This window comes from Marinobacterium sp. xm-a-152, assembly GCF_013282965.1.
Lineage (GTDB): Bacteria > Pseudomonadota > Gammaproteobacteria > Pseudomonadales > Balneatricaceae > Marinobacterium_E.
The window spans coordinates 73,051-92,147 of the sequence record NZ_WBYI01000001.1; the positions used below are offsets into that span (position 1 = coordinate 73,051).

General features: G+C 45.2%; 21 protein-coding genes. 17 read left to right on the forward strand and 4 right to left on the reverse strand.

From position 1 onward, the window contains the following. The 13 genes from XMA152_RS00365 to XMA152_RS00425 all read left to right on the forward strand — a co-directional run bounded on the left by XMA152_RS00365 (nt 1) and on the right by XMA152_RS00425 (nt 11,009). Nucleotides 1-447, forward strand: a complete 447-nt coding sequence (locus tag XMA152_RS00365) for a flagellar export protein FliJ (RefSeq protein ID WP_173482369.1) — start codon at nt 1-3, stop codon at nt 445-447. 260 nt (nt 448-707) lie between these two features. Further along, a complete protein-coding gene (locus XMA152_RS12775; RefSeq protein ID WP_173482370.1) occupies nt 708-2,252 on the forward strand; it encodes a flagellar hook-length control protein FliK in 1,545 nt (514 codons plus the stop codon). Between the two features lie 52 nt (nt 2,253-2,304). Continuing rightward, a complete protein-coding gene (gene fliL, locus XMA152_RS00375) occupies nt 2,305-2,901 on the forward strand; it encodes a flagellar basal body-associated protein FliL (RefSeq protein ID WP_173482371.1) in 597 nt (198 codons plus the stop codon). Nucleotides 2,902-2,911: 10 nt separating this feature from the next. Continuing rightward, nucleotides 2,912-3,916 carry a flagellar motor switch protein FliM gene (gene fliM, locus XMA152_RS00380; protein ID WP_173482372.1) on the forward strand — a complete coding sequence of 335 codons (1,005 nt, stop codon included), beginning with the start codon at nt 2,912-2,914 and terminating at the stop codon, nt 3,914-3,916. Continuing rightward, complete coding sequence (gene fliN / locus XMA152_RS00385; RefSeq protein ID WP_173482373.1) at nt 3,913-4,263, forward strand: flagellar motor switch protein FliN; 351 nt, start codon at nt 3,913-3,915, stop codon at nt 4,261-4,263. Before fliM ends, fliN begins: the two co-directional genes overlap by 4 nt. An 8-nt stretch (nt 4,264-4,271) precedes the next feature. Further along, nucleotides 4,272-4,655 carry a flagellar biosynthetic protein FliO gene (fliO, locus tag XMA152_RS00390; RefSeq protein WP_173482374.1) on the forward strand — a complete coding sequence of 128 codons (384 nt, stop codon included), beginning with the start codon at nt 4,272-4,274 and terminating at the stop codon, nt 4,653-4,655. Nucleotides 4,656-4,658: 3 nt separating this feature from the next. Continuing rightward, nucleotides 4,659-5,417, forward strand: a complete 759-nt coding sequence (gene fliP, locus XMA152_RS00395) for a flagellar type III secretion system pore protein FliP (RefSeq protein ID WP_217363973.1) — start codon at nt 4,659-4,661, stop codon at nt 5,415-5,417. 14 nt (nt 5,418-5,431) lie between these two features. After that, nucleotides 5,432-5,704: a flagellar biosynthesis protein FliQ gene (fliQ, locus tag XMA152_RS00400; RefSeq protein ID WP_173482375.1), complete on the forward strand. Its 273-nt coding sequence runs from the start codon at nt 5,432-5,434 to the stop codon at nt 5,702-5,704. Between the two features lie 2 nt (nt 5,705-5,706). Then, complete coding sequence (gene fliR / locus XMA152_RS00405) at nt 5,707-6,480, forward strand: flagellar biosynthetic protein FliR (protein ID WP_173482376.1); 774 nt, start codon at nt 5,707-5,709, stop codon at nt 6,478-6,480. Then, nucleotides 6,480-7,643 carry a flagellar biosynthesis protein FlhB gene (gene flhB / locus XMA152_RS00410; protein ID WP_173482377.1) on the forward strand — a complete coding sequence of 388 codons (1,164 nt, stop codon included), beginning with the start codon at nt 6,480-6,482 and terminating at the stop codon, nt 7,641-7,643. The genes fliR and flhB overlap by 1 nt, the downstream gene beginning before the upstream one ends. Nucleotides 7,644-7,658: 15 nt before the next feature. Next, nucleotides 7,659-8,342 carry a hypothetical protein gene (locus XMA152_RS00415; protein WP_173482378.1) on the forward strand — a complete coding sequence of 228 codons (684 nt, stop codon included), beginning with the start codon at nt 7,659-7,661 and terminating at the stop codon, nt 8,340-8,342. Nucleotides 8,343-8,350: 8 nt separating this feature from the next. Beyond that, nucleotides 8,351-9,439 carry a hypothetical protein gene (locus XMA152_RS00420; RefSeq protein ID WP_173482379.1) on the forward strand — a complete coding sequence of 363 codons (1,089 nt, stop codon included), beginning with the start codon at nt 8,351-8,353 and terminating at the stop codon, nt 9,437-9,439. Between the two features lie 25 nt (nt 9,440-9,464). After that, entirely contained in the window at nt 9,465-11,009 is a 1,545-nt protein-coding gene (locus XMA152_RS00425) for a hypothetical protein (RefSeq protein WP_173482380.1), read from the forward strand. 30 nt (nt 11,010-11,039) lie between these two features. On the opposite strand, the gene XMA152_RS00430 is transcribed toward XMA152_RS00425, so the two are convergent. The 3 genes from XMA152_RS00430 to XMA152_RS12675 are packed head-to-tail and all read right to left on the reverse strand — an operon-like array spanning nt 11,040 to nt 13,149. Beyond that, entirely contained in the window at nt 11,040-11,477 is a 438-nt protein-coding gene (locus XMA152_RS00430) for a FimV family protein (RefSeq protein WP_173482381.1), read from the reverse strand. 14 nt (nt 11,478-11,491) lie between these two features. Next, complete coding sequence (locus tag XMA152_RS00435; RefSeq protein ID WP_173482382.1) at nt 11,492-12,661, reverse strand: hypothetical protein; 1,170 nt, start codon at nt 12,659-12,661, stop codon at nt 11,492-11,494. Between the two features lie 17 nt (nt 12,662-12,678). Next, nucleotides 12,679-13,149 (reverse strand): LPP20 family lipoprotein, encoded by a 471-nt coding sequence (locus tag XMA152_RS12675; RefSeq protein WP_173482383.1) that lies wholly within the window; start codon nt 13,147-13,149, stop codon nt 12,679-12,681. 303 nt (nt 13,150-13,452) lie between these two features. Between XMA152_RS12675 and flhA the strand changes: the two genes are divergently transcribed. The 4 genes from flhA to XMA152_RS00460 are packed head-to-tail and all read left to right on the forward strand — an operon-like array spanning nt 13,453 to nt 18,457. Beyond that, nucleotides 13,453-15,570 carry a flagellar biosynthesis protein FlhA gene (gene flhA, locus XMA152_RS00445; RefSeq protein ID WP_173482384.1) on the forward strand — a complete coding sequence of 706 codons (2,118 nt, stop codon included), beginning with the start codon at nt 13,453-13,455 and terminating at the stop codon, nt 15,568-15,570. A 16-nt stretch (nt 15,571-15,586) separates the two neighbouring features. After that, complete coding sequence (gene flhF / locus XMA152_RS00450) at nt 15,587-16,903, forward strand: flagellar biosynthesis protein FlhF (protein WP_173482385.1); 1,317 nt, start codon at nt 15,587-15,589, stop codon at nt 16,901-16,903. 16 nt (nt 16,904-16,919) lie between these two features. After that, the gene (locus XMA152_RS00455) at nt 16,920-17,741 is read left to right on the forward strand and encodes a P-loop NTPase (RefSeq protein WP_173482386.1); all 822 of its coding nucleotides are present in this window, start codon (nt 16,920-16,922) and stop codon (nt 17,739-17,741) included. Beyond that, nucleotides 17,741-18,457 carry an RNA polymerase sigma factor FliA gene (locus XMA152_RS00460; protein WP_173482387.1) on the forward strand — a complete coding sequence of 239 codons (717 nt, stop codon included), beginning with the start codon at nt 17,741-17,743 and terminating at the stop codon, nt 18,455-18,457. Before XMA152_RS00455 ends, XMA152_RS00460 begins: the two co-directional genes overlap by 1 nt. 20 nt (nt 18,458-18,477) lie before the next feature. Here XMA152_RS00460 and XMA152_RS00465 read toward each other — a convergent pair whose 3' ends face one another. Next, nucleotides 18,478-19,074, reverse strand: a complete 597-nt coding sequence (locus tag XMA152_RS00465; RefSeq protein WP_173482388.1) for a hypothetical protein — start codon at nt 19,072-19,074, stop codon at nt 18,478-18,480. Between the last annotated feature and the right edge of the window lie 23 nt (nt 19,075-19,097).

Sequence of the window (19,097 nt, forward strand, 5' to 3'; positions counted from 1 at the left end):
ATGGGCATGAACTGGAAAGTGGTAAAAGATCTTCGGACCAGAGCACAGGATGAAGCGCTTCATAAAGTGGAAGAGAGCGCAGAGAAACAGCAGCAAACGATGGACTCTTTGAATCAGATTCTAAGCTTTATTCGAGACTACAAAGATCAGCTAACCCAGTTTGAAAGCCAAGGTGCGCCTATAGCATCCATCATTCGCACCCGGCATTTTATCGATGAACTTACGGCCTCAGCGGCAGCCCAAGAGCAACTACTTGTGCAACTCTCCTTCGTGACACAACAAGATAAGCTGCAATTGATAGAGCGCCGTGCCGAGTTGAAGGCGGTAGAGAAGCTGGAGCTTAACGAGATTGAACAGCACCGTCGTTATCAGCAGTCGATTGAAGCTAAAGAGCTCGATGAGTTGGCACGCCGTCAATTTATGGCCAATAGCCACAGCCCCTCATAGTACTTCCGAATCCTGTGCAAATATGTTTGTGGCAAATTGATCGGCAATAGAGCGGCAAGAGGTGTCACTTTATTGCCGTTTAACCTGAAAATATCATCATTGCTAAATTTGAATCGCCATCCAAACGAAATAATAAATCATTTTAATTATAATTAAATCAATATCTTAAAACCATTTATCACTGTTTTTTACTAAGTTGGCAAGCTTCTTGCTTACTATTCAGTAAGAAAAAATTTCGATTGGATTAGGATGGTTTGCCTGTGAACAACTCAAGCCTAAATTTATTTGGATTAACGACTGATAGAAACACTATCGGTGAACCCAAATCTATTAAAAATCAGACACTTATCAAGGGTGAGGAGGCGATTAACTTTAAATCGTTACTGACTCCAAGTCCTGAAACCGCACTGACGGCTGCCGTTACAGCGGGTGTCAATAAATTGCCGCTCGATGGCAAGGCTTTGCCGAGTCAGCTGTTGGAGCAGTTGCCAGAGCTTGCAGAGCTCTCAGATGAGCAGCTTCAACTGCTTGCGGAGCAGCTGGGCGTTGTACTCGATCCTAAGACATTGCAGATGGCTGCCCAAATTGGTGATAGTGAAGCCAAGAGTGCCATCACTAAACTTGCGCAAGTTATTCAAGGCGCAACCGGTCTTCAGCCCGCAACCAATATAGCAGCGAGTCTTACAGCCGTGGCTACTGAAGGTGCTGAGACTCCAGTAATTCTAACTAAGCCAATTTCTGATCAACAACTTATCGCTACAGCCCAGACATTCGGTGCCAGTGTAAAAGTTGCTGAGAATGTTGTTACGGCACCAGCTACGAATGGCCAGCCTTTGGTTGATGAAGACCTACTAGTACAGGCCCAAGAGGGTACAGATGCTCAATTGGCTCGAGCTAAAGCGGCTGTTGAAGGCTCTGCTGGGGTAACCCGTTCGGATGCCAATGTTCTATTACAACAAATGCAAGGACGAGTTCGTGTTAATCCAAATAGCTCAGATATGAGCCTTGCTGGTAAAACGATTAAAGCCGACGGCACTGTTAGCAATAACATCACGACCGATAATTTCTTGGCAAATCGAGTGTTTAATCTCTCTACCAACAAGGCACCGATGATGCGCTCTGTAGAGAGTGAATTGATGCAGCCAACACGCGTTGCCCTGCCAGAATCTATTTCGACTGCGACTACCTCAGCACGTTTCTTGGAACAGCGCTTTATGGCGCAACAAGCTAACAGTAGCTCCGCATCGACCACAATCCAGCCTACTACGACAACTGTACTTCCAGGTGTCGTTCAATTGACACCTATGGATACAAGTCAGCATGCAACGGCTCAAGCTCAGCGTCTAGTGGCTGATCAACAGCCTCTGGAGAACTTTGTCACTGTGCAGAACCAGGATCGTATGCAGCGTGCAATGGGTGAACGCATTATGCAGATGGTGGAGTCCGGCAAGTGGGATGCTGAGATGGATCTTAACCCATCCCGTTTAGGCACGGTTCGCATTCGCATGAATATGGAAAATAGTGAGCTTCAGTTGGTTGTTACATCGCAGAACTCAGCTGTACGTGAAATGTTAGAGGCGGGTCTACCGCGACTCCGTGACGGCTTACAAGAGCAAGGCATCATGCTTGCTAACTCCTCTGTAGAGCAAGAGGGAGCGAGCCAGCAAGGTAGTTCAAATTTTGCACAGAATGGCCAAAACTCCGGTGGTTTTAGTGCAAATCAAGAGGGCATCGCAAGCAGCGATAACACTCAATCAATAACTTCAGGGCCAAGTCACGATGGTGAGTTGGATACCTTTGCATAATTAGCAACGTCATTCGTCGCTTTTAACGAAACCTGTAACGAGGATTGCCGAGATGGCTGAAGAAGAGAAAACAGAAGATACCCAAGAAGAGGGTGGCAAGAAGAAGGGTGGTTTAATCAAAATCCTTGCCCTTGTTTTCGGATTTATCATCGTTATCGCAATTAGCGTTGGCGTAACTCTATACCTCACTGGCTTCTTCGATGTGAAGAAGGAGCAGGATTCTACTGAGGTGATTCAGGACCTAGAGAAGACAATGCTCGATGCTGATGGTCAGCCGATCACTGATAAGGGGCCAGAGAAGCAGGTTAAAGAGTTTCCTAATCCGACTAAGTTTGAGCAGTCTTATCAGGACTTCAAAGCGAAGTTTACGGTAAACGTGCCTGATAGTAAGAAGTACGTTCAATTCTCACTATCTATTATGACCTTCTATGATCAGCGCGTTTTGACCAATGTTGATAAGCATGAGACGGCGCTTCGTTCGGCCGTTATCACTCTGGTCTCTATGGAACCGCAGGAAACCTATCAAAGCCTTGAGGGTATTGATGGTCTTCGAGAACGCATTAAGAATGCGTTGAACAAAGTACTTATGAAGTATGAGGACTTTGGCGGTATCGAAGAGGTTTACTTCACCGAGTTCGTTATTCAGTAAGTAGGTCGACATGAGCCCAACTTCGTCACAGCTACTATCGCAAGAAGAGATCGATGCACTGGTAACCAGTGTCGATTCTGATGGCGACGCCTTTACGTCGCCTGGAATCTATCGTTCTAAACCTGATGCACGTAGTTATGACCTTGCCAGTGAAGACAGTGCGCTCGTTGCACACTTAGGTGCCTTGGATATGATTTCGGATCGTTTCTCACGAATGTTCCGTGTCACCTTGGCAACCATGCTTCACTACCAACCCAAAGTGAAGGTCTCTGAACTGCGTGTTGAAACATTCGCAGATTATCGCCGTAGACTTGAACCACCACTATCGTTGAGCATCACTAAGCTTAATGGCTTGCGTGGCAATGCACTGTTTTATGTTGACCCTAAGATCATATTTAACGCCTTGGATCGATTCTTTGGTGGTGGGGGTAAATCACGGACCACTGTTGAGGGTATGCGTGAATTTACCCCAACAGAACATCGCGTTATACAGATGATTGTGGCGGGGATCATTAATGACTTGGAAAAGTCATGGAATCCTGTTTACCACTTAGAATTTGAGCATGTCTCAGATGAGATCAACCCGCAATTCGCACAAATTGTGGATGATAACGACCTGGTTATCATCAGTGAGTATGAGATCGAGATGGCAAATGAGATCTCAGGCACAATTCAACTGGTTTACCCTTTCGGTGCGATGAAACCGATTCGTCACCTGCTAAAAAACCAGGTGCAAGCTGATTATGCAGATGAGCGTGACCGTGAATGGAAACGTCAGATGCGCACGTGTGTTAAAGGCGTCGAGCTTGATCTCAAATGTGATCTGGCTTACCCGCGAATTTCTCTGCTCGACCTTATGAACCTTAAGGTGGGCGATATTATCCCAATTAAAATGCCAGAAACGGTGGTGTTACAGGTCGGTGGAGTTCCAACGTATGAAGGAATTTATGGCTCAGTTAACGGCCATGCGGCAATTCGTCTATTAGGCCTCAAAAAAGAGGAGGAGCGCTCATGAGTGATGAGATGGAAACCGGTGAAAAACAAGCAGCAGATGCCGCTAGTGCAGAAGCCCAAGTAGATCGCACCCTATCTACACTAGAAGATGAGATGGATCTGGATGTTCTGCAGAATATTCCTGTCACCCTCTCGGTTGAGGTGGGACGGACAAGCATGCAGATTCGTGACCTCCTTAAATTGAGTGAGGGTTCAGTCATTGAGCTGGATCGTGTTGCGGGTGAATCGATCGATATTCTAGTCAACAACACGGTGATCGCGCGTGGCGAAGTGGTTGTTGTCAATGAGCGTTATGGTGTGCGTCTAACCCAGGTTTTAGATGCGGCCGAGCGTCTTCGTAAAATCTAGGACGTAATATGGATAGCTCAATCTCCTTTGTACAGCCTCTTGTTGGCTTAGTGGTGACGTTTGTCATACTAGGCCTCGTGCTTTGGGGAGTAAAAGCGCTCCAGAATAAACGTAACATCTTTGGTAGTCGCTCCATTCAAATTATTGAAGCGGCCTCTGTAGGGACTCGTGAACGTGTTGTCATTGCTGATGTGGGCGGTCGTCGACTCGTACTGGGTGTGACTGCACAGAATGTGAATCTTTTAACAGAACTTGATAAAGATGTTCCTTCTGTTGATGTCTCTGAACTGACAGGGTTTGAAGCACCTTTACCTGAAACTCCGGTTACATTTAAAGATCGTCTAGTTCAGTCGCTCTCGAATGTTATCAATACGCCAAATAAAGGGGCTTAACTGATGATCTCTAGGATTCTCTTAATCCTCTTTATATCAATTGGCGCTATGCTGACTTCGCATCCTGCATTTGCTGAGGGTGCTATGTTGCCAGGTATCGTTGTTGAAAATACGGCTGATGGTGGACAGACCTACAGTTTAACGCTCCAGATTTTGGCGTTGATGACGCTGCTAACATTGCTTCCTGCTGTGTTGTTAGCCACCACCTCGTTTGCACGAATTATTATTGTTTTATCTATCTTGCGCCAAGCACTCGGTACTATGCAGACCCCGCCTAACCAGGTACTTATTGGGCTTGCACTATTTCTAACTTTTTTTGTCATGGCACCTGTTTTTGAACGTGTTAACAACGAAGCATTACAGCCCTATATAGATGGTTCATTGGCTCCAGTTGCTGCCCTAGAGAAAGCGGTTGTCCCAATGCGTGAATTTATGCTGCTACAGACACGTGAAAGTGATGTCGAACTCTTTGCCAATCTTGCTGGCGAAACGGTGATTGAAAATAGTGATGACATCCCATTGCGTGTTTTGGTTCCTGCTTTCATGACGAGTGAACTTAAAACCGCCTTTCAGATCGGTTTTATGATCTTTATACCTTTTGTCGTGATTGATCTGGTTGTCGCCAGTGTATTGATGTCGATGGGTATGATGATGCTGTCACCCATGATGATCTCACTGCCATTTAAGTTGATGCTGTTTGTATTAATTGATGGCTGGCAACTCACACTAGGTACTTTGGCTGGTAGTTTCTATCCAGGTTAGGTGAGGAGTTTTAGATGAACCAAGGTGATGTACTAGATATCGGTCGCGAAGCGTTATGGGTCATTGCGATGATCTCAAGTCCATTATTGCTATCTGCCCTGATCGTAGGCCTCGCTATTGGTATTATTCAGGCGGCTACCTCTATTAATGAAATGACGCTAAGTTTCATTCCTAAGTTGATCGCTTTGGTTATTGCGATCTATTTTTTCGGTAGTTGGCAACTCGCTGTTCTCACTGATTTTGCCACCCGTCAATTTGATAGAATTCTGTTGATGTTAGGGGGGTAGCGATGTTCTTGGTGATGAATGACGTCCTAAATGCCTTCTATACGCTGCTCTGGCCCTTTACTAGAATCAGCGCAGCGTTGCTCGTTGCACCTATCTTTTCAGCTCGCTCGGTCAACCTGCGGGTTCGTATCATGTTGGCTTTAGGACTGACTTTTGTCATCTACCCCCTCTACGACTGGCCTATCCTGGATGTGCTGAGTGGTGAGGGACTATTTATCATGGCACAGCAGGCAGTCTTGGGAATTATCATGGGTCTGATAATCCAGATAGCCTTTGCAGCAATAACTGCTGCTGGTGATTTTATAGCCATATCGATGGGTCTTAGCTTTGCGATGATGGCTGACCCTAATAACGGTCATCAGACACCCATTCTTTCCCAGTTTTTTGTGATTCTTGCATCGCTTCTGTTTCTTTCGATAGGTGGGCACCTCGTTTTGATCGAGATGCTGCTTGATAGCTTCCGCCTTATGCCAATTGACGGTGTGCGATTGGATTTGGCGATTATTCATGACTTTATTCAGTGGTCAGGCATCATCTTCGCTGGTGGCATGATGATCGCGCTTCCAGTGATGGTCACTTTGCTTGTTACCAACATGGCGATGGGTGTGGTTGCACGTGCTGCGCCAACACTCAATATTTTCGCTGTCGGTTTTCCTGCAGCTATGTTGGTAGGTTTTGTAACGCTGGTAATTTTGATCCCCTCAATGACGACCGGTATGGAGAAGTTGTGGGTCGACAGTTATCACCAGGTTCAAATCTACATGGGTGTTGAGTGATGGCAGAAGATAGTGCACAAGACAAAACCGAACTCCCCACCGCTCGTCGCCTAGAGAAGGCACGTGAAGATGGGGATGTAGCGCGCTCTAAAGAGCTAGCTATGGCCGCAATTATGATTGCTGCGAGCACTATTTTGATCTTCACCGGTGGTGATATGGTGAATGCGTTAACTAAGATGCTGACATCTGGCCTCACTCTTGAACGTGAAATGCTCTTTGATAGCTCGAGTATGCCGGTACAGTTTGCAAAACTCTTTAGTGAGGGTATCCAGTCAGTGATACCACTGTTAGCGGTGACCTTTGTGATCAGCCTGGTAACGCCCGCACTTTTAGGTGGCTGGGTCTTCTCTGGTAAGGCGGCTCTGCCTAAACTTAGCCGGATGAGTCTAGCCAAAGGTTTTAACAGAATGTTTGGTGTTCAGGCGCTTGTTGAGCTTCTTAAAGCGATAGCTAAATTTGGTTTGGTTGCAGTTGTAGCCTATAGCGTGTTGCTTTGGTTTTCTGACAGCTTTTTGCACCTTGGTCGTGTGGGCGGAACGGCCGCTTTCGTAGAGGCAGGAAACATTCTAGTTTGGTGTGTTTTCTACATGTGCTTTGCCTTGCTTGCGATTGCAGCGATTGATGTGCCATTTCAACTCTATCAGCACACCAAAAAATTGAAGATGACGCTGCAAGAGGTGAAGGATGAGTTTAAAGAGGTCGAAGGTCGTCCTGAAGTAAAACAGGCGATACGTCAGAAACAGCGTGAAATTGCATCACAGCGCATGATTGATGCGATCCCTGATGCCGATGTAGTGATAGTAAACCCGGATCACTACGCTGTTGCACTCTCGTATGACCAGAATGCTGAAGGCGCGCCTTTAGTCGTCGCTAAGGGTGTTGACCATATGAGTGAGCGCATTAAAGACGTTGCGCGTGAGAACAAGATTGAGATCGTTCGTTTGCCTGTTTTGGCGAGGGCGATCTACTACACAACTGACTTGAACGAAGAGATTCCAGAGCCACTCTACTTAGCTGTGGCCCAGGTTCTAAGTTATGTGTTTGCGGTCAACGATAGTCAATATGGCGGAAGAGCCGATGCTCAAATGCCAGATGTAGAGGTGCCATCAGATTTCCATTTCGACACTGATGGTCAACCCGCTTCAGATGCAACTAAGCATTAAATTAAGGAGTGCTTTATGGCTAAGAAAGATAAAGAAGATACGCAATTTAGACGCATCATATCTGACCCCAAAGAGACTCCAATAGAGCAACGAGGGGGTCGGGTAGCTATTAATGCTGAGACGGGTGAACCCTTGGATGGCCCTATAGGCGATACGATTTTAACGAGTGAAGAGACTAAAGGTCCAATGGATACTCAGGTCAGTCTTGAGGGGCGTAATGAGGCTGGCATGTCCGATATTGCTTTTGATGGTACCTCCGGTTCAGACCATGTCTCAGATATCAATTTTTCAGGCTCAGCAGTGCAATCGGGTGAGCCAAGAATGTCTGATTTGCAGTTTGATGCAGATCCGGAGAGTGCTGTTACGGGTATCGCACTCGATGGTGATTTAGATTCTAGTGGTATCAACAGTCATCTCCATTTCCGTGAGGGAGGAGTCTCTGTTGGTGGTGGTAACTATTCGATCTCTCATTCTGAACAAGAGATATCACGTTTGAAATCAGAGATGCACGGTCTTGCTGATGAAGTGCGAAATACGGCGATGGAGGCCGCTAAAAATGCAGCCAAAATCGGAGCGCTTGGAGATGCTACTAAGTTGCCTGAAAAATTAGCAGAACGTTTGGGTAACGTGAAAGCGGGTACGAGTGAGATTAAAGCTGAGACGGAACGACTCAACGAGAAACGCAACGCGTTGAAATAGGTGATGGTATGAGTGAAGACGATAAAAAAGTAGCGGCTGAACAAGAGGCCATTGATCAGCAAGGTAATGAGGCTGAACTTCAAGAGACACCTATTGATACCTCGGAAGGATCAGAGACTGTTGCAGAGACAGTCTTTGATAGTGAAGTGTCAGTTGAAAATGAACAGGAGACACTTTCGCAAGACGATTCTGAATCAGAGGCTGTTGCAGTACTTGATGAAAAAGAGTCTGAGTCAGTATCTGAACATGAGACTGAAGAGATGTCACAGCAGAGCGATACCTTTAATGCTGCGGATACCGCAAGTACCGTAGAGGTACTGGCTGATCTGGTGATCGATTCTGCTGAGGCAGCTAACTCTGCTGCTCGCAATGCCAATGACTCATCTGAGTTAGTGATTGGTAGTGTTAGTGCGTTCAACGAAGCGATGGCCAAGGTACAAAAACGTCAATACATTATGTTTTGGGTGTTTATTGTCCTGATGGTGATTGGTGTTTCGGTCAGCGGAGTTTTAATGGAACGTTTTACCCAGAGTGCCATTCAAGCTGATGAGATTATGCTTACGGTGGGTAAACGGGTTGTACAGATGGACGCTGACATTAAGCGTGTCGAGAACCTTCGAAAAGCCTTGGATGAACTTAGCAAGATTAACGGGGAGTTGAATCAGCAGGTTGCCGAAGCTATAGGAACGATGAACGCGTTTGAGAAAGAGGCACAGAAGCGTGAAGAGTCAGGTATTGAACGCTCAGCTGAACAGATTGAGCGTATTGCTAAACGTATTGAGATTAAATTCGATCGTCTAGTCGAGCAGACGACATCTCTTGATCAACGTGTGAAGCTTAATGAGGTTCGCTTTGCTGAGGCAGCAGACGAGCTTGCTAGTCTGCGTGTTGCTATCAATGAGATGCGGGATACTGGTCTACTGAAAAAGCTCGATGCATTGATTCAGTTAGAACAGCAGCGTTACTACGATCAACAAAACCAGAAGGCTGCACCGGCAGATTCTAATGGTAGTGATGCGCTGCGTTATCCGAAAAAAGGGGATGAGCTTCTTCAAAGTGAAGGGGATTGTAAACCGGTACTCGGCTTCCCTTGTTAAAGGTTACTCCTAAGAGTTTGATTGGATGAGAGCACTCTTTAAGCTATTTGTTGCCCAGGCGTCACTACTGACAGTGATGCTGGGCATTTTTGTGCTTAGAGGTACTGAGCCTGGTCCACTAAATTATGATGATCCACTCATGTATCCAGTGAAGGTGGTACGTGATCAGAGTAGTGCTCTATACCAAACAGCCCAACAAAAGATTCTTGATACACCCCTTGGTCAAGAGTTGGCAAATTACCTCGCAAAAACCGATCAAGCGTTAGAGCCTTTGCTTATTCAAGTGAAGACGTACCTAGAAAATCTCGCTCAAGTGAATTCACAAGAGGTTGAACCTGCACCTACAGTAGTTATTGACACCGTAGTGCCTAAATCAGCTCAAGTTGTTACAAAGGTTGAATCTATTGAAGCAGGTCAAAGCGACCAATCTAAGAATCTAGATGTAGTATTGAGCAATTCTATACCCAGTAATATCGACACAAAGCTCGAAGAGACTCATGCAAAGGTAAGCGAAAAGACCAAAGAGAAGAACTATGAAAAGGCAAATGAGCAGAGCTATGAAATAGCAAATGAAAAGGCCAATAAAAAGCCCAATGAAAAAATTGTTGAAGAGGTTGTCCAATCAGAGCCATTAGAGCAACAAGCAGAACAAGCTGTTCAACAGTTAGAAAAACCACTCGTCACTCTCATTCAGGCTGCCCCAACGCCCATTTCCCCAAAAGTGGAGGAGACTACAGATTCAGTGAAGGTTCCAACAGAGCATAGTGTGCAGCCAACGCTATTCGGTTCGCCTATAAATGATACGACTGATCTGATTGAACGTGCCTTTACCTCAACAGTTGATAAAACCGATCTTGAAAAGGTGGAGCAGGTTGATGAGGTTGCCCGTATGGAAGATCTGTTTGGAGAGGATTTTGTACCTCAAAATGTGACTGCTACCATCGTTGTTGATACCGCTGAGCCAAAAGTAAACTCACAACCTAATCAAATCGTTGAGGCTGAAACACCTAAGCCAGAGTTGCTAACGGTAGAGAAGTCCAAGGAAGAGAAACCAAAAATAGTGCTTAAAAAATTAGAGCCTAATCTCGTATCAGAAAAGCGATCTTTGGCTGAAGTTTATGCTACTTCAATGAATCAGAAACAGATTGATGACGTGAAGCAAGAGCCTGAGCAGTTACTTGAGAAAGCTGGGCAAGTTGAGAAAGTTAAGAAGGTTGAACCGAAAGCAAAACAGCAATCTAAGATAGCAAAAGTGACTAACACCGACATTCAATCGGTGGTTAAGCCCCCAAAGCAACCAGCGCCTAAACCTGTTGTAAAAGCTGATCTAAAGCCTGTTAATCCAACTGTTGTTAAATTAAAACCTGCTAGAGCCTCCGATAATCAAACTGAGACTGTGGAAACTGCTAAAGCAAAACCTGAGTTGAAGAAGCTTATTAAAATTACCGATTCTGATGCAGGCCCGGTGACAAAATATGGGTTTAAAATTGATGAGCCCTCAATCGAGTTAGACTCCCAAATCGACATCCCTGATTCAGTTTTTACTATTGAACCTATCCCCACCTTTTAACCTATTTTTCGTTAGTCATTTACTAAGCGTTTAAGGGTATTTAATCCACGTATCTTTGCCATCATGCGGGAATTTTGTGCCCTTCTCATAGCTGAAAATATAGGCACGAATATCTTCAATATCCGGAATCCGTAACACTTTTCCCACTAATGGAAACTCCGGGTTGTTTCGAAAAAACGCCTGGCGGTTCTGATCAAATATAAGCTTGCGTACAATCTCCTGATTTAAAGGTGTATTGCCATAACTAGCTAATGCTACAGCTCTTAGGGTATCACCCTCTGCAAGTGTGTATTCAGACCCCGGAGTTAGTTTTCCGGGTGCTCGTTTCAGCATTCGCTCTGTCTGATCAAAGTCACTAAGTAATACAGAGAGCGCTTCACTTACATCTGGACGATCCGCAGCAAGCGTTAGACTACTGCATGTTAGTGCTAAGGAGGTAAGTAGAGCTGTTAGGGGTTTTACTTTCATTACTGTTCGCTCCATTAAAATGGGATAACCACTTTCTTGCCTGTGGCAGTGACGCTTAGGGAGCCTGGCTCAACCTTCAGAATGGCATGATTTTTTGAGACTTTTTCTACACTGTAGAGCCCAAAGTTCGCTTTGTTTATGTCGCTTAAATCGATTTTCAAACCACTCGTCTTATCAAGCAAAAGCAACTGTTGGCCAGCAGTAATGCCTAGCTCTTTACCCGCCGCCAACTTTACACGTCCATCTTTGCGTGGTGTCACAGTGAACGTTACCGGTTGGCAACTTATGCTCTGTTTTACGTTATCTCTTATAGAGGCAATCCATGACTCAACTTGATTTAAGTTGGCATCAGCTGAAAACGTTGGTGAGCTCAATGTCTCGGAATCGTTAAGCTTTACACTTAACCGGTATGTCTCATCACTTAAGGTTTTAGGTGCTGTAAGTTTGACAGGTAAAAGTCCTGCGGCATTAATCGAGTGGACGGTGTTCAGGGTGAAACTTGAACTGTTTTTCGTTCCGTTAGGTTGAGTTTCGATCGAGAGCTCGATCAACTGTTCATCCTGCACTTCTCGATGATTCAAGTAGGCTGCGTTGTAAGGGTTTTCACGATGATGTTTAAAGTAGTGTCGCTCTTTCACAACCAGTGTAGATTCTTGTTGAAGTGATCGCTTTAAACTCTCCAACGCATGGAGGAGTAGAGCTGGTGCATCAAAACTAGGTTGATAGTCACTTTCATAGTCACTGTGGTTTTTAATTGCGATACCTACAGTATGTTTTAAACCCTGGTTTGGAGTGCACTGCTGATCAAAGGTTGGTAGGCCAACGTTAGCTTGCGCTGTAACCTGATAAACACCGCCCAATAAACCTTCATGGATGATTTTAAGCGCCTTGAGTGGCACTTGGCTTGCGATGTAGGTTGAATCATGAAGCTGCTGATTTGTTCCCACCAATGTGCTGCTTAGCACTCTGTTAGGTTGGCTTAGGGTAAGTTGACGAAGACTATCAGCAATCGCTTCATATCGCGCAGCATCAATGGCTATCTGTGATTCAGTGTCACTGACGGTTGCAACTCCCTTAACTTGAATCGTCTGTGCAGAAGCCTGAACAGCAAAACTAGTAACGACCAGCCCAAGAAGAGAGGCTGTGATAAGTTTTTTAAGTTTGAACTGTTTAGGAGAGTACATAATAGCTTTCTGCTAGCTTATTGGGTGTAAAGGAAGCGCTGGCGAATAACTTCAACATCACTTTCATCAAGCTCGAGACGTGTTTCATAGCTATCACTTCCAACCGGCGTAATGCTCACAAGTCGTGCACCGAAGATAACTCCATCGACCTGAGCACGAATAGCATCGTGTGTTGTTACCATCTCTTCTAATGTCGTAGTGGCGTTAATGTTTTGGCCATAGACCTTTTCTGTCAAATTTCGGTAAGCATCTATTTTTGATGCACGTATAGCCATCAGTCGGCGTTGAGAAGGGTTATCTGAAAGCTGTGCGCTGATATTGGCGTAGCCACTGCTAATGATAACTCTCTTTTCATAAAGCGGCTGTTCCACACTAGTTACTTGCACTGGCACGATCTTGGTTGTGGTTTGCGCTTGATTCTGGGCGACTGTGGTGCAACCTACCATTGAAAGGGTAGCTAGCGTGATTAGTAGTGTTAGTTTCTTCACGATCGTCTCCAATTGACTCTTCAGTGCGCCACTCAGGGCGTATGTATACCCTCTATATCGGCCCCTTTTTAAATAACTTTAGCCTAATTTTATTTTCGCTTTTCACCGCGTTGGCACGCTCTTTGCTTTAGTAGATATGTGAGATAAATATTGAAGAAAAACGTCGGTTTTTGTGACGTGAAAAAAGTGGTTTTACTAGGTGTGCTTGGAATTTAAATCATTATATAACAATGAGTTAAGTAAATTATCTAGTAATTTTTTAGTTAATTTTAGAATTTAGAAGCCCAATTGGATTAGGTTTATATGGTCGAAGCACTGACGCTACAGCTGTCAAATATTTGGCGAAACTTCGCTGCCGTAGGCGGTGCGAGTTTGGCTATACCTTTGGTGCTGTTTTGTATCATCGTGATGATGGTGATTCCGCTTCCACCCTTTCTTCTTGATCTCTTCTTTACGGCAAATATTGCGCTCTCTTTGATCATCGTGATGATCTGTATTAGTGCGCTTCGCCCACTAGATTTCTCCTCTTTTCCAACGGTACTTCTATTTGCAACACTGCTTCGCCTTGCTCTTAACGTTGCATCAACGCGTGTTGTGTTAGTGGAGGGGCATACTGGTAGTGGTGCAGCTGGATCTGTGATTGAGGCTTTTGGTGAGTTCATCATCGCCGGAAACTACTTGATTGGTATTATCGTTTTCTCGATTCTGATGATTATTAACTTCGTGGTTGTCACTAAGGGTGCTGGCCGTGTTTCTGAAGTAACAGCACGCTTCACCTTGGATGCTATGCCAGGTAAACAGATGGCAATCGATGCCGATTTGAATGCTGGGATTTTGACGAAAGAGGAGGCGAAACTCCGTCGTGCTGAAGTTGCTGCTGAATCAGAGTTCTACGGCTCGATGGATGGTGCTAGTAAGTTCGTAAAGGGTGATGTTATCGCAGGTATCATCATTCTAGTGATCAATATAGTTGGTGGTTTAGTCATTGGTGTAGCCTTCCATGGAATGAGTCTAGCCGACGCTGCACAGACCTATGCACTGCTTACCATTGGTGATGGTCTAGTAGCGCAGATCCCGTCACTTCTCCTTGCTACTGCAACAGCAATCATCGTGACCCGCGTATCGGCTGATACAACGATGCACAGTCAGATGAAGACACAGATGGGTAACATGCAGCCCTTAGCTGTAACCTCGGGCATCTTGTTGATTATCGGTGTGATACCGGGAATGCCTAATCTGATGTTCCTATCAATGGCAGCGGTTGCAGGTGGTTTGGCTTATCTCTCCTACAAGCGCTCTAACAATGAGCTTGAGGAGTCTGATACCTCCGAATCTGAAGAGACACAAAGTACAGAGATTAGTGAACTCTCTTGGGATGACGTGCCTAAGGTTGATGTCATCGGCTTAGAGGTAGGTTACGCTTTGATTCCACTGATCGATAGAGAGCAGGGTGGCGACCTTATGCAGCGCATCAAAGGTGTCCGTAAGAAACTCTCTCATCAGTTAGGTTTTCTAGTACAGACCGTTCATATTCGGGACAATTTAGATTTAACACCGAACCAATACCGCATCAATATTAATGGTGTGACGCGTGGTCAAGCTGAGATAATGCCAGGACGTGAATTGGCCATTAACCCAGGTGTCACTCATGGAGCATTAAATGGTATTGAGACTCGCGATCCAGCCTTTGGACTTGAGGCTACATGGATTACGCCTGATCAAAAAGAGTATGCACAGACGTTGGGTTACACGGTCGTTGATGCATCAACAGCACTTGCGACGCATCTCAATAAAATTCTCCAAGAGAATGCCCGTGACCTAATTGGTCATGATGAAGCGCAACAGCTACTGGACCAGTTGGCTACTGTTGCACCTAAGCTGGTTGAGAGTCTAGTTCCTAAAAAGATCTCCCTTGGGGTATTCACTGCGGTGCTACAGAATCTTCTTGAAGAGGGTGTGCCCATTCGCAACATTAAAGGGATTGTTGAAGTACTTTCGCACTCAGCTGATAGCTCGCAAAATGCGGCGGAGCTTACCTCAGCAGTACGTCCTAGCCTAGGTCGGATGATCGTTCAGTCGCTTGCTGAGATAGGCCAAGACCTATCAGTCATGACACTGGCTCCAGACTTAGAACAACTTCTACATAATGTGCTTCAGCAAGGAATGGGCGGCGATAGCATTGAGCCCACCCTTGCAGAGCAACTGTTAACCAACCTCTACACCACCAGTGAACAGCTGGTAGAAGAGGGTATTCAACCAGTGCTAATCGTGTCGCCAAGTGTGCGACCTTGGTTAGCTAAATTTGTTAAACACCGCGTACCAGGTCTTGTTGTACTTGGCTTTAATGAGATTCCTGATGAACAGGGTATCCGCGTGGTTAGAACCATTGATCGTAAAGAAAGCGATCGATTAGAGAACTGAGTGATTGAGGCGAATCATGAATATTAAGCGTGTAATTGAAAAAGATACCCGTACGGCATTTGAAAAGATTAAACAATTGTACGGAGAGGACACGGCTATTCTCTCAAATAAGAAGGTAGGCAATCAGGTTGAGGTGGTTGTGGCTATTAATCTGAATGATGGCAGCTATTCACTGCAGCAAGATCCAGAGGCTGCAGTTGGTGAAGTCGTCTCTAAACCTCGCCCTGTGGTCCATGAAAAAGCTGATAGTGCGCCGACAGTTGAGTGGATGCAGGCACGTCGCTCAGCCGAAGAGCGCCAACCTAAACCCAATACCCTATCGGAAAAAGATAGTATTGATCAGGTACGTAAACTGCTCGAGAAAACTAGAGCTGAACAACCTAGTGATTCTTCTCATGTTGCTTCGCCTCAAGCAACTGAGCAACCATCTTTACAAAGCCTAGCGATGGAGATGAGCTTACTGCGCGATATGTTTCAATCTCATCTTGAAAAAGAGTCCGACGAGCGTCGCGCTTCTATGGGTGTTTTCGCGAAAGATATGTTGCGCACATTGGATGAGCAGGGGGTTATTAAACATCAGGTGGCCAAGCTACAGCGCTCGCTTACGAGTATTGCTGACGCTGAAGTATTTGATACCAGTGTGAATTGGTTCAAACAACGTCTGAGTACAGCCGATATCAACCCTGTAATGGATGGTGGGATTTTTGCCTTTGTTGGCCTATCAGGCGTTGGTAAAACGACAACAATCGCAAAAATTGCCTCACAAGCCGCACTCGTTCACGGCCGAGATAACGTAGCCCTCATTACTCAGGACCACAATCGAATCGGTTCACGTGAACAGATGAATCTTTTTGGCATGATGCTGGGTGTAGAGGTGATTAACTCTTCCAGTACACGCCAACTTAAAGAGTGTCTAAATTCAGTAGCCCATAAGAAACTGGTTTTGATCGACACAGCCGGTGTAGGGTTACGTTCAGATGGCTTATCTGTTTTGGCTGACTCCTTGATGGAAGCAAATGAACACCTTCAAGTGATTCTAACCTTGGCAGCCAACAACCAAACAGCCGTAAACCAGAAAAACTGCCAAGACTTGAAAGGTAAAGTATGCGGTACGATCATCACTAAACTCGATGAAACCCTCAGCTGCGGTGGTGTGGTTTCATCACTCATTGAATCGTCACATTCAGTCATTGGTGCTTCAGAGGGGGCTGAAATTCCTCGTTGTTACAATCCGATGAGCGGTCCAGAACTGGTAAACCATTGGTTTGAAATTCCAACATCAACCTTATCTGAAGAGTCTCTGTCTACAACTAGACATGAGTCAGTAGCTTAAATTTAGGTCGTTGATGATGAGCAGCTCGAAAAGTGTACAAGTCATCGCCCTTACCAGTGGTAAAGGTGGTGTCGGTAAAACCAATACGGCAGTCAATATGGCTCTGGCTTTACAGAAGGCAGGCAATCGCGTGCTTCTGCTTGATGCTGATCTTGGTTTAGCGAATGTTGATGTGATGATTGGTCTCTATGCGACTTACAACTTGTCACATGTACTCAGCGGTGAGAAGCGTATTAACGAGATACTGCTTGATGGCCCAGGCGGGATTCAGGTTGTGCCAGCCTCTTCAGGGGTTAAGAGTATGGCGGAATTGAATGAACAGCAGATGGGTTATCTCATTCAAGCCTTCAGTGAGCTCAATGAGGAGTATGACTATCTTATTATTGATACAGCAGCAGGCATCTCTTCTGGCGTGCTTTCATTCTTACAAGCAGCCCACCACGTCGTCGTTGTGGTGGTTGATGAACCAAGTTCCATTACGGATGCATATGCCATGATTAAACTTCTGAGACGTGACTATGACGTAAACAATATCTGGCTAGTTTCCAACTTGGTTGATAGTAGTGAGCAAGGTGAGAAGCTATTCAATAAGCTGAATGGTGTGGTTGAGCGCTTCTTGGGTGAAGGGATTAACTATCTATGTGCGGTTCCCCGAGATACACGCTTGAGTGAAGCAAACCAGCGTCAAAAAGCGGTGCTTGAGGTCTCGCCAAGCTCTAAATCGTCCAAAGCCTATCAGCGAGCTGCCGCTATGGTATCTCGATGGCCGAAACCAAATGCTGCTCGTGGGCAAATGGAATTTTTTGTTGAACGTTTAATTGAGAGAGCATCAGCCTAATGCGTGACTTATCCCTCTACAAAGAGAATGATCGAGTCCATGCTACCTCGGTATTAGAAGAGCATGCAGGCTTGGTAAAACAGGTCGCCCTGCATCTTATTTCACGTCTTCCATCCAGTATCGAACTGGACGACTTGATACAGGTTGGCATGATCGGTCTATTAGAAGCAGATCAAACGTTTGATGCCAGTAAAGGGACGCAGTTTGAAACCTTTGCTCGTTTTCGTATTCGAGGAGCAATGATTGATGAAGTGCGCCGCTCGAGTATTTTGCCACGCAGTGTCATGAGCAATATTCGAGAGGTTTCAATCGCGCGTGGTGAGCTTGAACAACGTCTTGGACGCGCTGCTTATGATACTGAACTGGCGGACTATATGGGACTGAGCTTAGATGAGTATCACGCCAATGCTAATAAAAATCACCAATACCAGACAGTCTCTTTGACGGAAGGTGAGGATGGTGCAGAGTCTGAGTTAAGATTTGATGGGTTGGGTATAACGGATCAAATAAGTGACAGTCAGTTTAGAGAGGCGTTAGCTGATGCTATTTCAGAACTGAATGAGCGTGAGCAGTTAATCTTTTCTCTCTACTACACTGAAGAGATGAATCTGAAAGAGATTGCGATGGTGCTGAATGTAACTGAATCTAGGGTCTGTCAGATTCAGCGTCAAGCGATTAAAAAGTTGCAGGAACTGCTGGTCGAACACATCAATTGATAATCGATTAACCTTTTTAATTACTTTTGAGTGGCTATGCCACTACAAACGCCAATGCCTTTAAGCATCTCATTTGCATCACTCTGCTGACTGTTAGAAAGTTTTCCAGCAGCATCTTTAACCTTTGAATTGACCGTTTTGATGACGCGACTGAGTCGCTTTGGGTCACCATCAGCTTCATTCATTTGTTGAATTATACTCGCGATCTGGTAGTAATCATTAAAGATTGCCTGATCTTTTGTAACTTCAACAATACATCGTTCTTGAAGAGAGCAGTAGATTTCTCCTATAGACTGTGTCTGTATTGCTAAGTCATTAAGAGATGATTGGATAGCCATTAACTCTTCCCGCTCACCTTTTAGATCAACTCTGTTACCCAATGAGACCGAGTAGTCTAGATAGCATTTAGAGAGTTTTGATAAACGATCAATACTGGGTTGAGTTGCAGTTAAGGTATGGCACGCTTTATCAGTTTCGATTTCGCTTCCAAAACCAATATTGCTTTGTTGACTGTTCTCCTGTTGAGGAGTGCCTTGTTGTGATTTCTCCATAATACCGGTACAGCCACTTACCAGTAGAGATAATATAGTTAATGTACCTAAAGCTGTTAAATTCATAGTTAACTCTAAGGTTTCCTTAA